This window comes from Ralstonia flaminis (genome assembly GCF_958415495.1).
GTDB lineage: Bacteria > Pseudomonadota > Gammaproteobacteria > Burkholderiales > Burkholderiaceae > Ralstonia > Ralstonia flaminis.
This window is the reverse complement of record NZ_CATZLL010000003.1, coordinates 57,419-73,323: the sequence shown is the minus strand read 5'-3', so window position 1 is coordinate 73,323 and position 15,905 is coordinate 57,419. Positions and strand designations below refer to the sequence as shown.

Below are 15,905 nucleotides of genomic sequence, written 5' to 3'. Positions count from 1 at the left end.
AAAGCGACGGTTCGCACGACCTCGAAATCTGTGTACCGAACCTGCGCAGCCCTGTTGATCGCACCGTTCGTACTGCTCGGGTGCGCGAGCAATACGGCACCGGTGTCGATGCAGTTTGCGGCGAAAACCGATGCGGCAAAATATCGCCGCGTGGCAGTGCTGCCATTTGATGGAGATGGCGGTGCAAAAGCCACCGTCGACTTCGAAAGCATGCTGTCTTCCGTGCGGTACGAACAACGCCCCTACTTCACGATTGTTGATCGGCAGCAGCTTCTGAATGTGATTGGCGAACTCGCACTACAGCGCAGCGGGCTTGTCGACCCTCGCTCGGCCTCGAAGATCGGGCGCCTGACCGGCGCTGAAGCGCTCTATGGCGGCACCGTTGTCATTGCCCCGATCGCCTACAAGTACTCCACGGAAAGCCGAACTGTCTGCCCAAAAGACAAGGACAAGAAGTGCTTCACAACGCAGGTCCGCTGCACGACAAAAACGGCTCGATTTGAACTAACGCCAAGACTTGTTGAGGTGACTCGCGGCACGGTTGTCTACAGCGAAACCAAGGTCGGTTTGGCAAGCTCGTATCGGTGTGATGATCAGGCGACCGACGACCCCGAACAGGTGCTGCTGGCCAAAGCCGCGGCGAGTGCTTTCCAACAGGCGCGGGAAGACGTGGCGCCATACGAGAAAAACGTGCTCGTCAAGTTCCAGAGCAATGAGGATGGGATCGACCCGCAGTCTCTAGAGACGTTCAGAGGATCCTTGGAGTTTGCAAATGCTGGACGATTCGATCGGGCGTGCACACAGTGGGGCGAACTCGCACGCGCCAATCCTTCAAGCTTTGCGCTGCAGTACAACCTCGCCGTGTGTGATGAAGTCAGTGGCCGCCTCGATTCAGCCCTGGTGAAATACCAACAAGTGGATTCGACGCTGACAAAGCCGAACCCAGATGTCAACGCAGCCCTCGTACGGGTGCGCGAAGGCATCGCCCAGCAGGACAAGCTGAAGAAGAAGCCAGGCGACCCTCGCGCTTCGGCTCCGCAGGCAACCCGCTGAGCGATAAATGCGCCCCTCTACACTGCCACGCCATCCTTGACCACGCCGACGCAGGGGTTCAGGCCCATCGCATAAGCCAGGTCGGCAGGCCGATCGATGCGCCAGAGCGCGAAGTCGGCCACGCAGCCTGGCGCAAGCACGCCGCAGGTGCCGGACAGACCCAGTGCGGCGGCGGCGTGGCGCGTGGCGCCCGTCAGTGCTTCCAGCGGTGTCAGGCGGAACAGTGTGCAGGCCATGTTCATCGCCAGCAGCAGCGACGTGAGCGGCGAAGTGCCCGGGTTGGAGTCGGTCGATACGGCCATCGGCACGCCGGCTTCGCGTAACGCGGCCATCGGCGGAAGGCGGGTCTCGCGCAGACAGTAGAACGCGCCGGGCAGCAGCACGGCCACCGTGCCCGCCTGCGCCATGGCGGCGATGCCGGCGTCGGTCAGGCATTCGAGGTGATCGGCGGACAGACCGCCGTAACGTGCCACCAGCGCCGCCCCGCCCTGATCGGAAAGTTGCTCCGCGTGCAGCTTGACCGGCAGGCCCAGACGCTGCGCAGCGTCGAACATGCGCGCCGTCTGTGCGGGTGAAAAGCCGATGGTTTCGCAGAACGCGTCGACGGCATCGACGAGGCCCTCTTCCGCCAGTGCGGGCAACACCTGGGCACAGAGGTAATCGATGTAGTCATCCGCGCGGCCGGCGAACTCCGGCGGCACGGCGTGCGCGCCGAGGAACGTCGTGCGCACGCGCACCGGCAACAATTGGCCGAAGCGGCGTGCGACGCGCAGCATGCGGCGCTCGGTTTCCAGATCCAGACCGTAGCCGGATTTGATCTCGACGGTCGTGACGCCTTCTGCGCGCAACGCGTTCAGACGCGGCAGGCTGGCTTCGGCCAACGCATCTTCGCTGGCCGCCCGCGTGGCGCGCACCGTGGACAGAATGCCGCCACCCGCGCGCGCAATCTCTTCGTACGGCACACCGTTCAGGCGCGCCTCGAATTCGTTGCTGCGGTTGCCGGCGTAGACGAGGTGCGTGTGGCAGTCGATCAGGCCAGGCGTGAGCCACGCACCGCCGCCGTCGTGCTCGTATGTAGCGCGGGCATTGGCAGGCAGGTCGGCACGCGCACCCAGCCACGCAATGCGGCCGTCCTTGACAGCGATGGCGCCGTCGCGAATCTCACCGTAGCCGTCGGCATCGGCCGCCAGCGTGGCGAGATGGACGTTGACCCAGAGTGCATCCCACTGCGTGTCAGCCATGAGCGGTTCCTTGCAGGCCGATGCCGTCTGCCACCCGCGCAACCAGGCGGGCCGCGACACGTGCCGTGTGGTGATCAATGTCGAGCGACGGGTTCAGTTCCGCCACATCTGCCAGCCGCAGCTTGCCCGAGCTGACCACGCGATCCACGATGGGCTCGATCACGTCCATCGACACGCCGCGTGCAGAGGGCGCGCTCACGCCCGGGGCGACGCCGGCCGGCAGGACATCCAGGCACATCGTCAGATAGACATGATCGACTTGGCTGAGGAACACCTCAACCACTTGCAGCACGTGTGCGAGCTGCATGATGTCCATCTCGTCATCATGCATCCAGCGTACGCCTAGCTGGCGGGCGCGGGCAAACAGCGCTTCAGTGTTCGCGTAGGTGCTCACGCCCAGGCAGGCGTAGTGGAACGGCCAGCCGCGCCGCGCACAGTCTTCGGCGATCTGGCGGAACGGCGTGCCGGAGCTGCCGCGCTCGCCTGCGCGCAAATCGAAATGCGCATCGAGGTTGAGGATGCCGATACGAGGTGCCTGCTTCGACTTGGCGGCCAAGTGCCGCGCCAAGCCGCCGAACGATGCCCATGCGATCTCATGCCCACCGCCCAACGCGATGGGAAACGCGCCACGGTCAAGCAGATCGTGCAGCACGCCGGACAGCTCGCTCTGCGCGTCTTCCAGCGCATCGCCCTGGCACGTCACGTCGCCCGCATCGACGACCACGCGGCCGGCCCGTGCGGGCAGGTTCGCGAGCATCTTGCGGATAGCGTTCGGGCCAGCCTGCGCACCGGTGCGCCCGTGGTTACGCGCGACACCAGCATCGCACGCAAACCCCGCCAGCGCGACCGTGTTGGCCAGCGACGTCGACGCATCAATGCGGTGGACCGTCTGATGCCAGCGCAGGCCCAGCGGCCCCTCCTCCGCATCCACACGGCCTTGCCAGACGTTCGGTTCAGCTTGGGCCAGCATGATCAGACGAGTGCGAGGTCGGCCAGTTGGACGCGGCACGAATCGCCCAAGTCACCATCGAGCACGAGGCGGCGGGCCGCTTCGATGTCGGGAGCGAACAGGCGGTCCTCGCCGTAGTACGCCACGCGTGACCGGATGCAGCCATGCGCTTTCTGCAGCGTGTCGGATGTGGCCAGCGGCTTGTGGAAGTCAATGCCCTGCGCAGCGGCCAGTGCCTCGATACCGACGATGGTGGCGGTGTTCTCTGCCATGTCCTGCAGACGGCGGCCGGCGAAGGTCGCCATGCTGACGTGGTCTTCCTGGTTGGCGGAGGTCGGCAGGCTGTCGACGCTGGCCGGGTGGGCGAACGTCTTGTTTTCCGACGCCAGGGCAGCCGCCGTGACGTGCGCAATCATGAAGCCCGAGTTCAAGCCCGGTTGCTCGACCAGGAACGGCGGCAGGCCCGACAGTGTGGAATCGATCAGCAGCGCGATGCGGCGCTCGGACAGTGCACCGATTTCGGCAATCGCCAGCGCGAGCATGTCAGCAGCAAACGCCACCGGCTCGGCGTGGAAGTTGCCGCCCGAGATCACTTCACCGGCTTCGGCATAGACCAGCGGGTTGTCGGTCACGGCGTTGGCTTCGGTGAGCAGCGTGGCGCCGGCCTGACGGATCAGGTCGAAGCACGCGCCCATGACTTGCGGCTGGCAGCGCAGGCTGTACGGGTCTTGCACGCGCTTGTCGCCCACGAGGTGCGACTGGCGGATTGCGCTGCCGGCCAGCAGGTTGCGGTACACGGCGGCGGTGGCGATTTGGCCAGCCTGACCACGTACGGCATGCACGCGCGGGTCGAACGGCGCATCACTGCCCTTGGCGGCGTCCACCGACAGCGCACCGGCCACGGTGGCGGCCTTCAGCAGGCGCTCGGCCAGGAACAGGCCATTCAATGCCAGCGCGGTCGATACTTGCGTGCCGTTGATCAGCGCCAGACCCTCCTTGGCGGCCAGTGCGATCGGTTCGATACCGGCGGCGGCCAGCGCTTCACGTGCCGGGGTACGCACGCCGTTCACGCGCACATCACCCTCGCCCAGCAGGGCCAGCGTCATGTGTGCGAGCGGCGCCAGGTCGCCCGACGCACCCACCGAACCCTTGGACGGAATGCACGGCGTGATGCCCGCATTCAGCAGCGCCAGCAGCGTGTCGATCACAACGCGGCGCACGCCGGAGTAACCGCGTGCGAGGCTCGCTGCCTTCATCAGCAGCACGAGGCGCGCAACGCTGTCGCTCACGTCTTCGCCAGTACCCACGGCGTGCGACAGGATCAGGTTACGTTGCAGACGCTCCAGCTCGTGCGTGGGGATCTGCGTTTTGGCCAGCAGGCCGAACCCGGTGTTGATGCCATACGCCGGGGCACCCTTGGCGACGATGGCCTGCACGGTGGCGGCCGATGCCTCGATGGCGGCAGCGCAATCGCCCGACAGCGCGACGGGCGTGGGCGCGAGCCAGACGCGGCGCAGGTCGTCAAAGGACATCGCGCCGGGTTGCAGCGTCAGGACAGGGGGCGTGGTCATGGTGTTCATGGTCAAAGCAATGGGATGTTTCATTGTCGCCCTTGCACAAAAAAGCGTACATCGCAGGGGCACATCGTCTGGTCGTATCCAATCCCCGCCCGCGCGGGGATGCCTGAATCCGATCCGGGCTCAGCCGATCATCGGCAGGTTCAAACCGTTGCGCTTGGCGCAGGCGACGGCGCTCTCGTAGCCGGCGTCGGCATGGCGCATCACGCCTGATCCCGAATCGTTGACGAGCACACGGCCCAGGCGCTTGGCCGCAGCGTCCGTGCCGTCAGCCACGATCACCACGCCCGAGTGCTGCGAGTAACCCATGCCGACGCCGCCACCGTGGTGCAGCGACACCCAGGTCGCGCCACCGGCAGTGTTGAGCAGCGCGTTGAGCAGCGGCCAGTCCGACACGGCGTCAGTGCCGTCGCGCATGGATTCCGTCTCACGGTTGGGGCTGGCGACCGAGCCGGTGTCGAGGTGATCGCGGCCGATCACGATCGGGGCCTTCAGCTCGCCGTTCTTGACCATCTCGTTGAAGGCCAGGCCAGCCAGGTGGCGCTCACCCAGGCCCAGCCAGCAGATACGTGCGGGCAGACCTTGGAAGGCGATGCGATCACGCGCCATGTCGAGCCAGCGGTGCACGTGCGTGTTGTGCGGGAAGAGTTCCTTGATCTTGGCGTCAGTCTTGTAGATGTCTTCCGGATCGCCCGACAGTGCCACCCAGCGGAACGGGCCCTTGCCCTCGCAGAACAGCGGGCGGATGTAGGCCGGCACGAAGCCCGGGAAGTCGAAGGCGTTCTTCACGCCTTGGTCGAACGCGACCTGGCGGATGTTGTTGCCGTAATCGACGGTCGGGATGCCCATGGCCTGGAAGTCGAGCATGGCCTGCACGTGTACCGCACAAGACTTGGCGGCCTCTTCGGTCAGGCGGGCGTGCTGCGACGGATCGCGTTGCGCAGCACGCCATTGCTCAACCGTCCAGCCCACCGGCAGGTAGCCGTTGACCAGATCATGCGCCGAGGTCTGGTCGGTCACCAGATCCGGCTTCAGGCCGCCGGCGCGGGCACGCTTGACCAGCTCCGGCAAGATTTCCGCTGCGTTGCCCAGCAAGCCGATGGAAACGGCCTCGCCGCGCTCGCAATGGTGGCGGATCAGGTTGAATGCGTCGTCGATGTCCTTGGCCTGCTTGTCGAGGTAGCGCGTGCGCAGGCGGAAGTCGATGCTCGATTGCTGGCATTCGATGTTCAGCGACACGGCGCCGGCCAGCGTGGCGGCCAGCGGCTGTGCACCGCCCATGCCGCCCAAGCCGGCGGTCAGGATCCAGCGGCCAGCCAGCTTGCCGTCGTAATGCTGGCGGCCCGCTTCGGCAAACGTCTCATACGTGCCTTGCACGATGCCCTGGCTGCCAATGTAGATCCAGCTGCCGGCGGTCATTTGGCCGTACATGAACAGGCCCTTGCGGTCCAGCTCGTTGAAGTGCTCCCAGTTCGCCCACTTCGGCACGAGGTTCGAGTTGGCGATCAGCACGCGCGGTGCGTCCGGATGTGTCTTGAACACGCCCACCGGCTTGCCCGATTGCACCAGCAGCGATTCGTCGTCGTTCAGCTCGCGCAGCGTTTCCAGAATCTTGTCGAAGCAGGCCCAGTCGCGCGCCGCACGGCCGATGCCGCCATAGACAACCAGGTGCTTCGGGTTCTCGGCCACGTCCGGATCAAGGTTGTTCTGCAGCATGCGGTAGGCGGCTTCGGTCAGCCAGCTCTTGCAGTGCAGCTCAGTCCCGCGCGGTGCGCGGATCTCGCGCGAGGCGTCGTAACGCGGGTCATTGGTCAGGTGTGCGGTGTTGGTCGGGGCATTCATGTGAGGTCTCCTGCGAACTCCTTGGGTGTGCTGAGCATCTTATGTTGTATATACAACTTAGGCAAGAAAACTTTACAAGCTAAGAGCAAACCCTGATGATGGCTGGCATCCGCACATCACATCCGTCTCCAAACCGCCCCCAAAGTCGACTCCATGTCACAAGATCAGTCCGCCAGCACCCCCGCCTTCCAGCGCATCAAGGAAGACATCCTCATGCGCATCCGCAGCGGCGAGTGGCAGGAGGGCGAGATGATTCCGGGGGAAACAACCCTGGCGCAGACCTTTGGCGTGTCGCGCATGACGGTCAACCGCGCACTGCGCGAGCTGACTGCCGAGCAGATCCTCACGCGCGTGCAGGGGCTCGGCACGTTCGTTGCGCAGCAGAAGTACCAGGCGACGCTGGTGGCGATCCGCAACATTGCCGAGGAGATTGCCGCACGCGGCCACCAACACCGCGCCGAGCTGCACAAGCTTGAACGCGCCCGCGCCAATGAGGCGCTGGCTGCAGCGTTTGGCGTGTCGACGGGGTACCTGCTATTTCACTCGCTGATCGTGCATTTCGAGAACGACCTGCCGATCCAGGCGGAAGACCGCTGGGTCAATGCTGCACTGGCGCCTGACTACATGGAGCAGGATTTCACGCAGACCACGCCGAATGCCTACCTGATGCGTGCTGCCCCGCTGCAGGGTGTCGACTACGGTATCGAGGCACGTCTGCCCCCGCGTGACATCGCCGAGATGCTGCATATGGATGTGCGCGAGCCGTGCCTGATGCTGCGGCGCAAGACCCTGTCGCAAGGTCAGGTCGCCTCGGTGGCGACCATGTGGCACCCGGGCGGGCGCTATCAGTTCACGGGGAGTTTCTAGGCAGCCACCGGCGTTGCGCCGGGACTCAGTGCAGGTTCACCGGGCCACGGCAGCCCCGCCCACGCCCCCTTGGGATCGAGCAGTTGGCGCACGTGCGAGGCATCAAAACCGCTGCCCAGCGGATCGGCGCGAAACGCGGCCACCCATTGCCGCCGCCCCGCAATGAAGGCGTGGCCGAAGTCTTCCCAACCCACAAAACAATCCTGCGCGCGCTGTGCGTTGAGCAGCAGCACCCGCCACGCCACCATCGGGTCGGCCCACCCCATCAGCATGGCGTTGCGCACCAGGAACGCCATGCGCACGCAGGCAAACGCCAGCGCCGCACGCGGGTCGTCCGTGGGCTGCAGTGCATGCAGGTCTGCGCGAAACCATTGGGCTTCCAGCACCCGTGAAAGATGCGCCCTCACCTCATCATCGGATGTGGTGGGGCGTAACTCCATCTGGTGCAGCAGCGGCGCGCGAAACAGCTTGCGCGCCTCTGCATTGAGTTCAGTCGTGATCGGGCTCATGAAGCCCGTCAAGCCGGTCGTCTCTACCATGGGCTGCGCCAAAGCCAGCGCCCAGTGCTTGCGCGGCGTGAAGGCGGCGCGCTTGGCCGGCCGGAAGTACCGGACCACGCGCCACAGCACATACGCCGCCAGCAGAATCTTGAGCCAGGTGGGCATCGATATCCTCGCCTATCCGTGGTGTGCGCCGGCTTGCGTGGCCAGTGCTTCCGCTTCCTGCGCGGACATGTCGGGCCAAGGCACGTCTTCCGTAGCGAAACCCACGTCTGGGCTGGGCGACAACGTGCCCGCCCCCCGCTTGGCGCGCGCCTGACGTGTGGCATAGGCAACAGACGCCGCACGCGGCGGATGCTCGGCCAGCAACGCCGGTTGGCGCGCGGCAATCAGCCACTCCACCATGGGCGTCGGCGCGCGCAGGCGCGGGAACAGCTGCGGATGGTGCGCCACCAGTTGCGTCTGCGTGGCGGCATCGGTCACATCCTCAATCCGCTGCCAGCCGACAGGCGTGCGCACCAGGCCAATCGCAATGCAATCCGCCGGGGTGTCGCCGCTCGGGGCCAACGCGTTGAGGCAGGCCAGCACATCACCGACATAGCGGTCGATCGGCGGGCGATTCTGCTTGCCCTTGACCTGCTCGACCGTCAGCGCACCATCGGCCCCGACGATCAGGCTGATGGTGATGTGCGGCTGCCCACCGGCATCACGAAAGCTCAGCAGGCGCAGGCGCTGTTGTTCGATCGCTTCGGCATAGCGCTCGCCGTAGCCGCCGCAGAGTGTGCGGCGATCCGCGAACTGGCCGAGGCAATGACGCATGACATAGCTCTCGAAGGCCATCTCGGCGCGCAGCAACGTGCTGTCGTGCCGGAACTCGACAAAGCTGCCGTTGGGCGTTGTCAGCAGTGCGAGCAGTGCCTCGGGCTGGCTCTCGCGCCAGCCGCGTTCGATGCGCGCGGCCATCTCGGCATGCTCTCGCTCCCATTGCGCCAGGGCCTGCGGGCAATTGACGCGATCGAGCTTGCCTTCCAGTGCGGTGCCCCGGCGCGAAGTCAGGAACTCCAGCAGCTTCTGCTCCAGTGCCAACAGCTGGGGCTCGACGGGGTCGATCCACACCACCGGTGCAAGCGCGGCGGCGTCAGAACCCGGTGCAGCCTTGGCAGTCGCAAAGCGTGCCGCCACCCATTCAGGCAATGTGGCGGCACCCAGCGCCTTGCGCGCTTCGTCCAGCGAGGCGATCGGGCGCGCCGGCTCGAAGTTGGCCACCAGGTGGCGATAGAAATGATTCAGCAGCCAGGCACGTACCGGCGCCGCGTCGCCACGGGCTTCACTGCGCGCGGCAATGCCGGCTTTGAGCCGATCAGCGTTGAGCGCGTTGCGCGGGGCGTAGCCGGTCGACCGGGCAGTGCGACTCATTTCCAGATTTGCCACCACGACTTGCCGGTCGAGGCACCGTTGCCACCACGCTTGTACGAGGCCTGGAGTGTCTTCATGGCCTCGTAGTCCTGACGGGAGGAGGCATCGTCGCGCGGATTGCAGTCCATTGAACGCTGGCACAGGGCCGCAGCTTCATCAAAGCGCTCCAGCGCACCCTGGACTTGGGCGGCCTTGGCCAATGCCCAGTAGTCGTCGCAGACACGCACCTGCGGTTCCAGGCGGTTCCAGTAGGTCGCTGCCTCTTGCTCCAGGGCCTGCCCCATGTAAAGCAGCACACGCAGGCGCGCGCCCAGCGCACCGGATGTCAGGGCATCTTCCTTCTCGCCGTTCTCCTGCTGCCAGTGCGCCAGACGCTCCAGCCAGATCGAGATTTCGTGCGGTCGTTCCAGCGTCAGCAGGGCACACGCCACATCGCCTACGTAGTCGTTCGGTTCGTGCCGGCTGTAGCCGTAGTCGGCCGAGAAATTCCAGAGTGCCTCGGCGGCATCCAGCACGCCGGCATGATCTTCCTGCTCGATGCGGGAGCGCAGGATGCCGTCGTAGTGCTCGGCAAACGGGCTGGCGGCGATGCCGCGCCGGTGCAGCTCGACGGCGTCGTCGTACCGGCTTTCGTAGTAGCGATACTGGATCGCAAGGTTGTTGCAGAGCATCGAGTACAGGTGCGCGCACGCATCGTACGGATGCCCGGTGCCGGTTGCGAAGTAGCGCTCCATGCGGGCCTGCGCCTGCTCGTAGACAGAGCACAGCAGCTTGCGGTACAGCTTCTGCGCCTCGTCCTGGTGCTTGGCCGGCAGGTCGTCGAGCTGCTCCTCGTATTCGTTGTCGACAGTCACGGCAAAGGCGTAACCCCACAGGCCGCTGGGCACCGCCGGCGCCGGCAGCCGGAGCGTTTCCAGCAGCCCCAGCGAGCGCGCACGCGCATGGAAGAGCGAGTACGCCGTGCGGTTGTCCTCCATCTCGGTCTCATGCGTGGCAGCCAGCAGTTGGGCCGCTTCGGTAGTCGGGTCGATGCGCCCAGCCATGCCGTTGCGCACCGCCATCAGGCGCGTGGTCCACGGGTGCTTGGGGGCGCGGGCCTCGGCCAGCGCTTGGGCCGCAACAACGACCTCTGGCAGGGCATCTTCAGCGTCCTTACCCGCCAGCGCGGCAAACAGCGCGCGGTGCACGTCAGAGCGCTCGTGCAGCGCCGGGCCACGGCCTTGCGCCAATTGCACGAAGCGCTCGAAGGTCTCGTCCAGATGGCAGGCACGCAAGGCACACAGCGCCCACCAGACCGAGGTGTCTGCAGGATCGGCCAGGCGCTCGCTCACGATGGGCGGCAAGCCTTCCCACATGCCGGTTTCCACCTGGTAGATGTGGAAGAAGGCGCGCTGTCCGGCCTCGTCAAAGCGGCCGGCCTCGATCAGCCATTCAAGTTCATATTCGATAAAGTCGTCGCTGCCATCCGACGACAGGCTGTAGCGCGCAGCGGCACAGGCCTGCAGCGCGCCGGCCAGATCGCCTTGCTTGCGCTGGGCACGGGCACCCAGGCGGGCCAGGCGAACCTCCGCCTCGCGGCGGCGCGGCAGTGGCCAGTCGGCCGTGAGCGCGTTCACCGGCTGCACAAATGCGGCCAGATGGTCCGGCACGATCTCGATCAGCGCATCGCCCAGGCGTAGCCAATCGTTTTCGTCGACATCCTGATCCGGGGCGGCAGTCTGCAACGCGGCAATACTGGCCTCGGCCGCGGCGCGTGCCTCGGCAGGCTGCTCGTGGCGGGAATATGCCCATGCACGGCGCCGGTGATGGTCGGCGGTATCCCACGCACGGAACGCCGCACGGCCTGGAATGGCCTGATCGATGGCCTCGCGCAGGTCGATGGTCACCAACGCAACCGCAGGCGCAGCGTATTCGAGCTGATCGAACACGCGCAACTGGCGATACGCATCGGCGTCAAGATCGGGCCGCTCGCGAACGATGGTGTGCATCTCGGCCAGCACCTGCAGTGCAGCGGCCTCATCGCGCAGATAGCTGGCCATCTGCAGACGGTACAACGCGAGCTGCATCTGCACACCGGTCTGGGCATCTGCGGGCGCGGCGGCCAGCACGGCAGCACCATCGCCATCAACCACGGCGCGCGCGGCAGGCGTATCACCCGCACGCATCCACAGCGTGTGCAGGCGGTCGACCGCATCGAGCGTATCGGCACGCAAGGGCTTGGCGCGCAAGCGCGCCAGCAGGTCAGCCGCTTCGCTCGAATTGCTTTCTTCCAGGTCGGCTTCGAGCCGGTCGAGCAGTTGTTCAAGTTGCGCGCCGCTCAGGGCATCGCGATCGGGCGTCATCTCTTCTTCTCCGGAGGGAACGCCGCGCAGCTTAGCGCCCAGCCGGGCGAGACTTAATTAAGCTTTGGTAATACTGACCGCGCTGAAATGACGCGCAAGCAAGACGTCAGGCGCGCCCCTTCCAGGGCACCGCATGAGCTTCAATGGCGCGCATGGCCAGATCGAACGCCCAGGCAATTGCGCCGATCAGCACGATGCCCATCACCACCAGATCGGTGCGCAGGAAACTCGATGCGTTGAGCACCATCTGCCCAAGGCCGACCGTGGCGGCTACCATCTCTGCGGCCACCAGCGTGGTCCAGCCGAAGCCGATGGCGATGCGCAAGCCGGTCAGGATTTCCGGCAGTGCCGCCGGAAGGATCACGTGCCGCACGACCTGCGAGAAACTCGCGCCCAGCGCATAGGCGGCGTTGATCTGCTCGCGCGTGGCGCTGCGCACACCGGCACGCGCGGCCATCGCAATGGGTGCGAAGCACGCCAGGTAGATGACGACGATCTTGGCGCGCTCGTCGATGCCCAGCCAGATGACGACCAGTGGCAGATACGCCAATGGCGGCAGCGGGCGGTAGAACTCGATGGGCGGGTCGAGCAAGCCGCGGGCGGTGCGCGATACGCCCATCGCTAGGCCGACCGGCACAGCGGTGACAGCCGCCAACGCAAACGCGCCAAACACGCGCAACGCACTCCAGCCCAGATGGGCGGCCAGTGGCCGACCACCCTGGATGTCGCCATGCCACGCGTCGAGGAAGGCGTGGCCGACTGCCTGCGGCGATGGCAAGAACAGCGGCGGTACCCAATGGAAGGTCGTGGCCGCCCACCACAGCAGCAGAAACGCACCCACTGAAAACAGACTCAACCCCAGCGCACTGCCCTCGCCCGGCAACTGGTAGCCGCGCAGCTTGCGCGGCGGTTTGACGGAAGGTGCTGCCGTTTCAACAGAGACACCCTTGAACACCGCCGTTTCGATCGCGCTCATGCGGCCAGCTCCTCGGGTGCCCGGTGGATCAGCGCCAGCACGCGCTCGCGCCACGCAATGAATTCCGGCGACGACTTCACGGCCCGTGCATCCCCACCCGCCAACACCTGCCGCGAGAACGGCAAATCGAACGTCTGCACAATGCGCCCGGGCGATGGCGACATCACCACCAGCCGCGTCGCCAGGAACAACGCCTCTTCCACGTCGTGCGTGATGAAGAATACGGTGGTGCCGGTGCGCTGCCAGACGTCCAGCACCAGCGTCTGCATGGTCTCGCGCGTGAAGGCGTCGAGCGCACCCATCGGCTCGTCCATCAGCAGCACGCGCGGCTCGGTCGCCAGCGCGCGGGCAATGCCAACGCGCTGCTGCATGCCGCCCGACAAGGCATACACAGGCGAGGTGGCGTGTGCCTCCAGCCCCACCAATCGCAGCAGTTCGAGCGCCCGTGCGTGGCGCACCTTGCGATCCACGCCGCGCAGCTTCAAGCCGAGCGCCACGTTATCGCGCACGTTCAACCACGGCATGAGGCCATAGCGCTGGAACACCACGCCACGCTCGGCGCCCGGGCCTTCCACCTCCCGTCCGTCGAGCAGGATGCGCCCCGCCGTTGGCGCGACAAAACCAGCCAGGCAGTTCAGCAGCGTGGTCTTGCCGCAACCCGAGGCACCTAGCGCAACGACAAACTCGCCTGCCTCAATCGTCAGATCGACACCGCTCAGCGCTTGCGTTGTGCGGCCACGCGCATCGGTGTAGTCGACGCGCAGGCCACGTACATCAATGCGGCTCATCGCGATGCCGTAGCAACGGCCTTCGCACCACCCGCCGCACGCTGCACGAAGCGTGCGTCGATCGTGGCGCCGTAGTCCGGCAGCACCGTCTGGATCGTGCCCTGCGTCTTCAGGAACTGCGCAGTAGCCAGCAGCGACTGTGCCGCGCCCGACTGCGCGCCGCCTCCCAGCCAGCGCTTGGAAGCCTGCTCCGCCGCATCCGGGAAGGCATACAGCGCAAGGCTTGCCGGCACATCGGCCGCAGCCGCGCCCGAGGTCTTGGCCACCGCGGCCACCTGCGGCGAGGTCACCGTCCAGGCAGACTTGTTGTCGCGGTAGGCTGCATCGGCCTTGGCGAGCACTTCCACAAATTTGGCGATGAACTCTGCATGGTCACGCGCAAACTTGCGGTCCGCCACGAAGCCATCAAAGGTCGACTTGCCGGTCGCGGCGGCAATCTTGCCGGAGGTGGTCAGCACCGTACCGTTCTTCTTCACCTTGGCGAGCACCGGGTCCCAGATGAAGGCGGCATCCACATCGCCCCGATCCCACGCGGCAGACAGCTCCTGCGGCCGCAGGTTGACGACCTTCACGTCGCGCGGGTCCAGCCCCGCCTGCTGCAGCGCGACCAGCGCGTGGAAGTGCGAGGTCGACACATACGGCACGCCCAGCGTCTTGCCCTTCAAGTCCGCCACGCGCGTCACGCCGCTGCCGTTGCGGGCCACCAGCGCCTCCGCATCGTTGATGTTGTCCAGAATCCAGAACAGCGAGAGATCCACACCCTGCGACACACCGGCCGCAATCGGGCTCGACCCCGCCTCGCCAATCTGCACCGAGCCCGACGCAATGGCGCGCACCACATCGGCGCCGCTGGCGAGCTGGCGGTAAGTCACCTTGTAGCCGGTGGCGCGCTCGACCTCGCCGGTGGCCTGGGCGTAGCGCCACGGCAGCACCATGTCCTGATACGCGATGACGACCTCGCGGTCCGCCGCGCGTGCGGGGGCAGTACCGAGCAAGGCAAACGAAACAGCTGCGGACAACGCCGCAGCCAGCAGACGGGGGATGGAGAAACCAGCCATGAAAGACTCCGGCAGAAGAGAAACGCGCACATGCGCCGGAGTCGATTGTGTGGGACGGCAGACCGCGCTGTCGTCGAAGAAAATCGGCTGAGCTTATGCCTCTGACTAAGAAGCCGCTTCAGGGCGGTTCTGGCTAGGCGCGCAGCCGCAGACAGTACAAGTCGTACGGCAAGGCTGCGCAACGACGCCAGAATCGTTCTGAAGTGGCTTCCGGATCAATATTGGCTGAGGGTGCTGGATAGCAACTTGGCGGTGATGTCCACGATCGGAATCACGCGCTCATACGCCATGCGCATCGGGCCGATCACGCCCAGCGTGCCGACGATCTTGCCGTCCACCTCGTACGGCGCGGTGATGACGGCCATGTCTTCGTGCGGCACGAGGCTGCTTTCGCCGCCGATGAAGATCTGCACGCCCTCGGCGCGGCTGGAGACGTCCAGCAGCTGCAGCAGGCCGGTCTTCTGCTCGAACACGGCAAACAGGCGCCGCAGCTTGTCCATGGAGGACGACAGGTCTTCCACATCCAGCAGCTTGCGCTCGCCAGAGATGACCACCGGGTCCTCTTCCGAGGCGGCGCTGCTGCCCGCCTCCACCGCCGCCTGCATCAGCGAGGTCATGTCGGCCTGCAGCGCAGACAGCTCGCCGCGCAGGCGCTCGCGCACGGCGTCGAAGGTCAGGCCGCCGTAATGCGCGTTGATGTAGTTCGCCGCCTCCACCAGCTGCGACGGGGTGTAGGGCGTATCGGTATGGATGATGCGGTTCTGCACGTCGCCCTCGGGCGTGACGACGATCAGCAGGATGCGGTTTTCCGACAGCCGCAGGAATTCGATCTGCCGGAACGCGTGCGAGCGCCGCGGCGTCATCACCACACCGGCAAACTGCGACAGGTTGGACAGCGTCTGCGCCGCCGCCGCAATCACCCGCTGCGACGATTCAGAACCGTGCGACGCCAGTTGAGCGCGTACCTGATCGGCAATCACGCCGGCCATCTGCTGCGCCATGCGATCTTGCGCGCCGAGCACGTCGAGCGGGCTGGCCGTCAGCATGGTGTCGACGAAGAGCCGGTAGCCGCGTGGCGTGGGGATGCGTCCGGCCGAGGTGTGCGGGCTGGCGATGAAGCCCATTTCCTCCAGGTCGGACATCACATTGCGGATGGTGGCCGGCGACAGATCGAGCCCCGAATACTTCGACAAGGTACGCGAGCCCACGGGCTGCCCCTCGGCGATGTACCGTTCGATCAGGGTCTTGAGGAGGATGGTGGCGCGCTTGTCCATGATTCTTCAATTTTACGCAAAA

General features: G+C 65.8%; 13 protein-coding genes. 2 read left to right on the top strand and 11 right to left on the bottom strand.

What is annotated here, in order from left to right; translation table 11 throughout:
* Window positions 1–54: 54 nt before the first annotated feature.
* Complete coding sequence (locus tag R2N11_RS05065) at window positions 55–1,053, top strand: CsgG/HfaB family protein (protein ID WP_316680379.1); 999 nt, start codon at window positions 55–57, stop codon at window positions 1,051–1,053.
* A 17-nt stretch (window positions 1,054–1,070) separates the two neighbouring features.
* Here R2N11_RS05065 and hutI read toward each other — a convergent pair whose 3' ends face one another.
* The 4 genes from hutI to hutU all read right to left on the bottom strand — a co-directional run bounded on the left by hutI (window position 1,071) and on the right by hutU (window position 6,662).
* The gene (hutI, locus tag R2N11_RS05060; protein ID WP_316680378.1) at window positions 1,071–2,294 is read right to left on the bottom strand and encodes an imidazolonepropionase; all 1,224 of its coding nucleotides are present in this window, start codon (window positions 2,292–2,294) and stop codon (window positions 1,071–1,073) included.
* Window positions 2,287–3,264, bottom strand: coding sequence for a formimidoylglutamase (gene hutG / locus R2N11_RS05055; RefSeq protein ID WP_316680377.1), 978 nt, complete (start codon window positions 3,262–3,264; stop codon window positions 2,287–2,289). Before hutG ends, hutI begins: the two co-directional genes overlap by 8 nt.
* Before the next feature lie 2 nt (window positions 3,265–3,266).
* The gene (hutH, locus tag R2N11_RS05050; protein ID WP_316680376.1) at window positions 3,267–4,823 is read right to left on the bottom strand and encodes a histidine ammonia-lyase; all 1,557 of its coding nucleotides are present in this window, start codon (window positions 4,821–4,823) and stop codon (window positions 3,267–3,269) included.
* Window positions 4,824–4,943: 120 nt separating this feature from the next.
* Window positions 4,944–6,662: a urocanate hydratase gene (gene hutU / locus R2N11_RS05045; protein ID WP_199032527.1), complete on the bottom strand. Its 1,719-nt coding sequence runs from the start codon at window positions 6,660–6,662 to the stop codon at window positions 4,944–4,946.
* Between the two features lie 153 nt (window positions 6,663–6,815).
* Here hutU and hutC point away from each other — a divergent pair, with 153 nt between their 5' ends.
* Entirely contained in the window at window positions 6,816–7,529 is a 714-nt protein-coding gene (gene hutC / locus R2N11_RS05040) for a histidine utilization transcriptional repressor HutC (RefSeq protein ID WP_199032526.1), read from the top strand.
* Here the strand turns inward: hutC and R2N11_RS05035 are convergent.
* The 7 genes from R2N11_RS05035 to hrcA form a co-directional block, all read right to left on the bottom strand.
* Window positions 7,526–8,194 carry a DUF1266 domain-containing protein gene (locus R2N11_RS05035; RefSeq protein WP_316680375.1) on the bottom strand — a complete coding sequence of 223 codons (669 nt, stop codon included), beginning with the start codon at window positions 8,192–8,194 and terminating at the stop codon, window positions 7,526–7,528. The two genes, hutC and R2N11_RS05035, sit on opposite strands and share 4 nt — an antisense overlap.
* 12 nt (window positions 8,195–8,206) lie before the next feature.
* Window positions 8,207–9,445: a hypothetical protein gene (locus R2N11_RS05030; protein ID WP_199033228.1), complete on the bottom strand. Its 1,239-nt coding sequence runs from the start codon at window positions 9,443–9,445 to the stop codon at window positions 8,207–8,209.
* Entirely contained in the window at window positions 9,442–11,787 is a 2,346-nt protein-coding gene (locus tag R2N11_RS05025) for a hypothetical protein (RefSeq protein ID WP_316680374.1), read from the bottom strand. Before R2N11_RS05025 ends, R2N11_RS05030 begins: the two co-directional genes overlap by 4 nt.
* 106 nt (window positions 11,788–11,893) lie before the next feature.
* On the bottom strand, window positions 11,894–12,763 hold the full coding sequence (locus R2N11_RS05020) for an ABC transporter permease subunit (protein ID WP_316680373.1): 870 nt from the start codon (window positions 12,761–12,763) through the stop codon (window positions 11,894–11,896).
* Window positions 12,760–13,551 carry a taurine ABC transporter ATP-binding protein gene (locus tag R2N11_RS05015; RefSeq protein ID WP_316680372.1) on the bottom strand — a complete coding sequence of 264 codons (792 nt, stop codon included), beginning with the start codon at window positions 13,549–13,551 and terminating at the stop codon, window positions 12,760–12,762. The genes R2N11_RS05020 and R2N11_RS05015 overlap by 4 nt, the downstream gene beginning before the upstream one ends.
* Window positions 13,548–14,609, bottom strand: coding sequence for a taurine ABC transporter substrate-binding protein (gene tauA / locus R2N11_RS05010; RefSeq protein WP_199031378.1), 1,062 nt, complete (start codon window positions 14,607–14,609; stop codon window positions 13,548–13,550). The genes R2N11_RS05015 and tauA overlap by 4 nt, the downstream gene beginning before the upstream one ends.
* A 215-nt stretch (window positions 14,610–14,824) precedes the next feature.
* Entirely contained in the window at window positions 14,825–15,883 is a 1,059-nt protein-coding gene (gene hrcA, locus R2N11_RS05005) for a heat-inducible transcriptional repressor HrcA (protein WP_199031377.1), read from the bottom strand.
* Window positions 15,884–15,905: the final 22 nt, after the last annotated feature.

Bases quoted from the DNA above. Each gene is read 5' to 3' on its own strand.
- hutI (WP_316680378.1), bottom strand. From the start codon at position 2,294: ATGGCTGACACGCAGTGGGATGCACTCTGGGTCAACGTCCATCTCGCC.
- R2N11_RS05015 (WP_316680372.1), bottom strand. From the start codon at position 13,551: ATGAGCCGCATTGATGTACGTGGCCTGCGCGTCGACTACACCGATGCG.
- hutC (WP_199032526.1), top strand. From the start codon at position 6,816: ATGTCACAAGATCAGTCCGCCAGCACCCCCGCCTTCCAGCGCATCAAG.
- hrcA (WP_199031377.1), bottom strand. From the start codon at position 15,883: ATGGACAAGCGCGCCACCATCCTCCTCAAGACCCTGATCGAACGGTAC.
- R2N11_RS05020 (WP_316680373.1), bottom strand. From the start codon at position 12,763: ATGAGCGCGATCGAAACGGCGGTGTTCAAGGGTGTCTCTGTTGAAACG.
- R2N11_RS05035 (WP_316680375.1), bottom strand. From the start codon at position 8,194: ATGCCCACCTGGCTCAAGATTCTGCTGGCGGCGTATGTGCTGTGGCGC.
- hutG (WP_316680377.1), bottom strand. From the start codon at position 3,264: ATGCTGGCCCAAGCTGAACCGAACGTCTGGCAAGGCCGTGTGGATGCG.
- hutU (WP_199032527.1), bottom strand. From the start codon at position 6,662: ATGAATGCCCCGACCAACACCGCACACCTGACCAATGACCCGCGTTAC.
- R2N11_RS05030 (WP_199033228.1), bottom strand. From the start codon at position 9,445: ATGAGTCGCACTGCCCGGTCGACCGGCTACGCCCCGCGCAACGCGCTC.
- R2N11_RS05025 (WP_316680374.1), bottom strand. From the start codon at position 11,787: ATGACGCCCGATCGCGATGCCCTGAGCGGCGCGCAACTTGAACAACTG.
- hutH (WP_316680376.1), bottom strand. From the start codon at position 4,823: ATGAACACCATGACCACGCCCCCTGTCCTGACGCTGCAACCCGGCGCG.
- tauA (WP_199031378.1), bottom strand. From the start codon at position 14,609: ATGGCTGGTTTCTCCATCCCCCGTCTGCTGGCTGCGGCGTTGTCCGCA.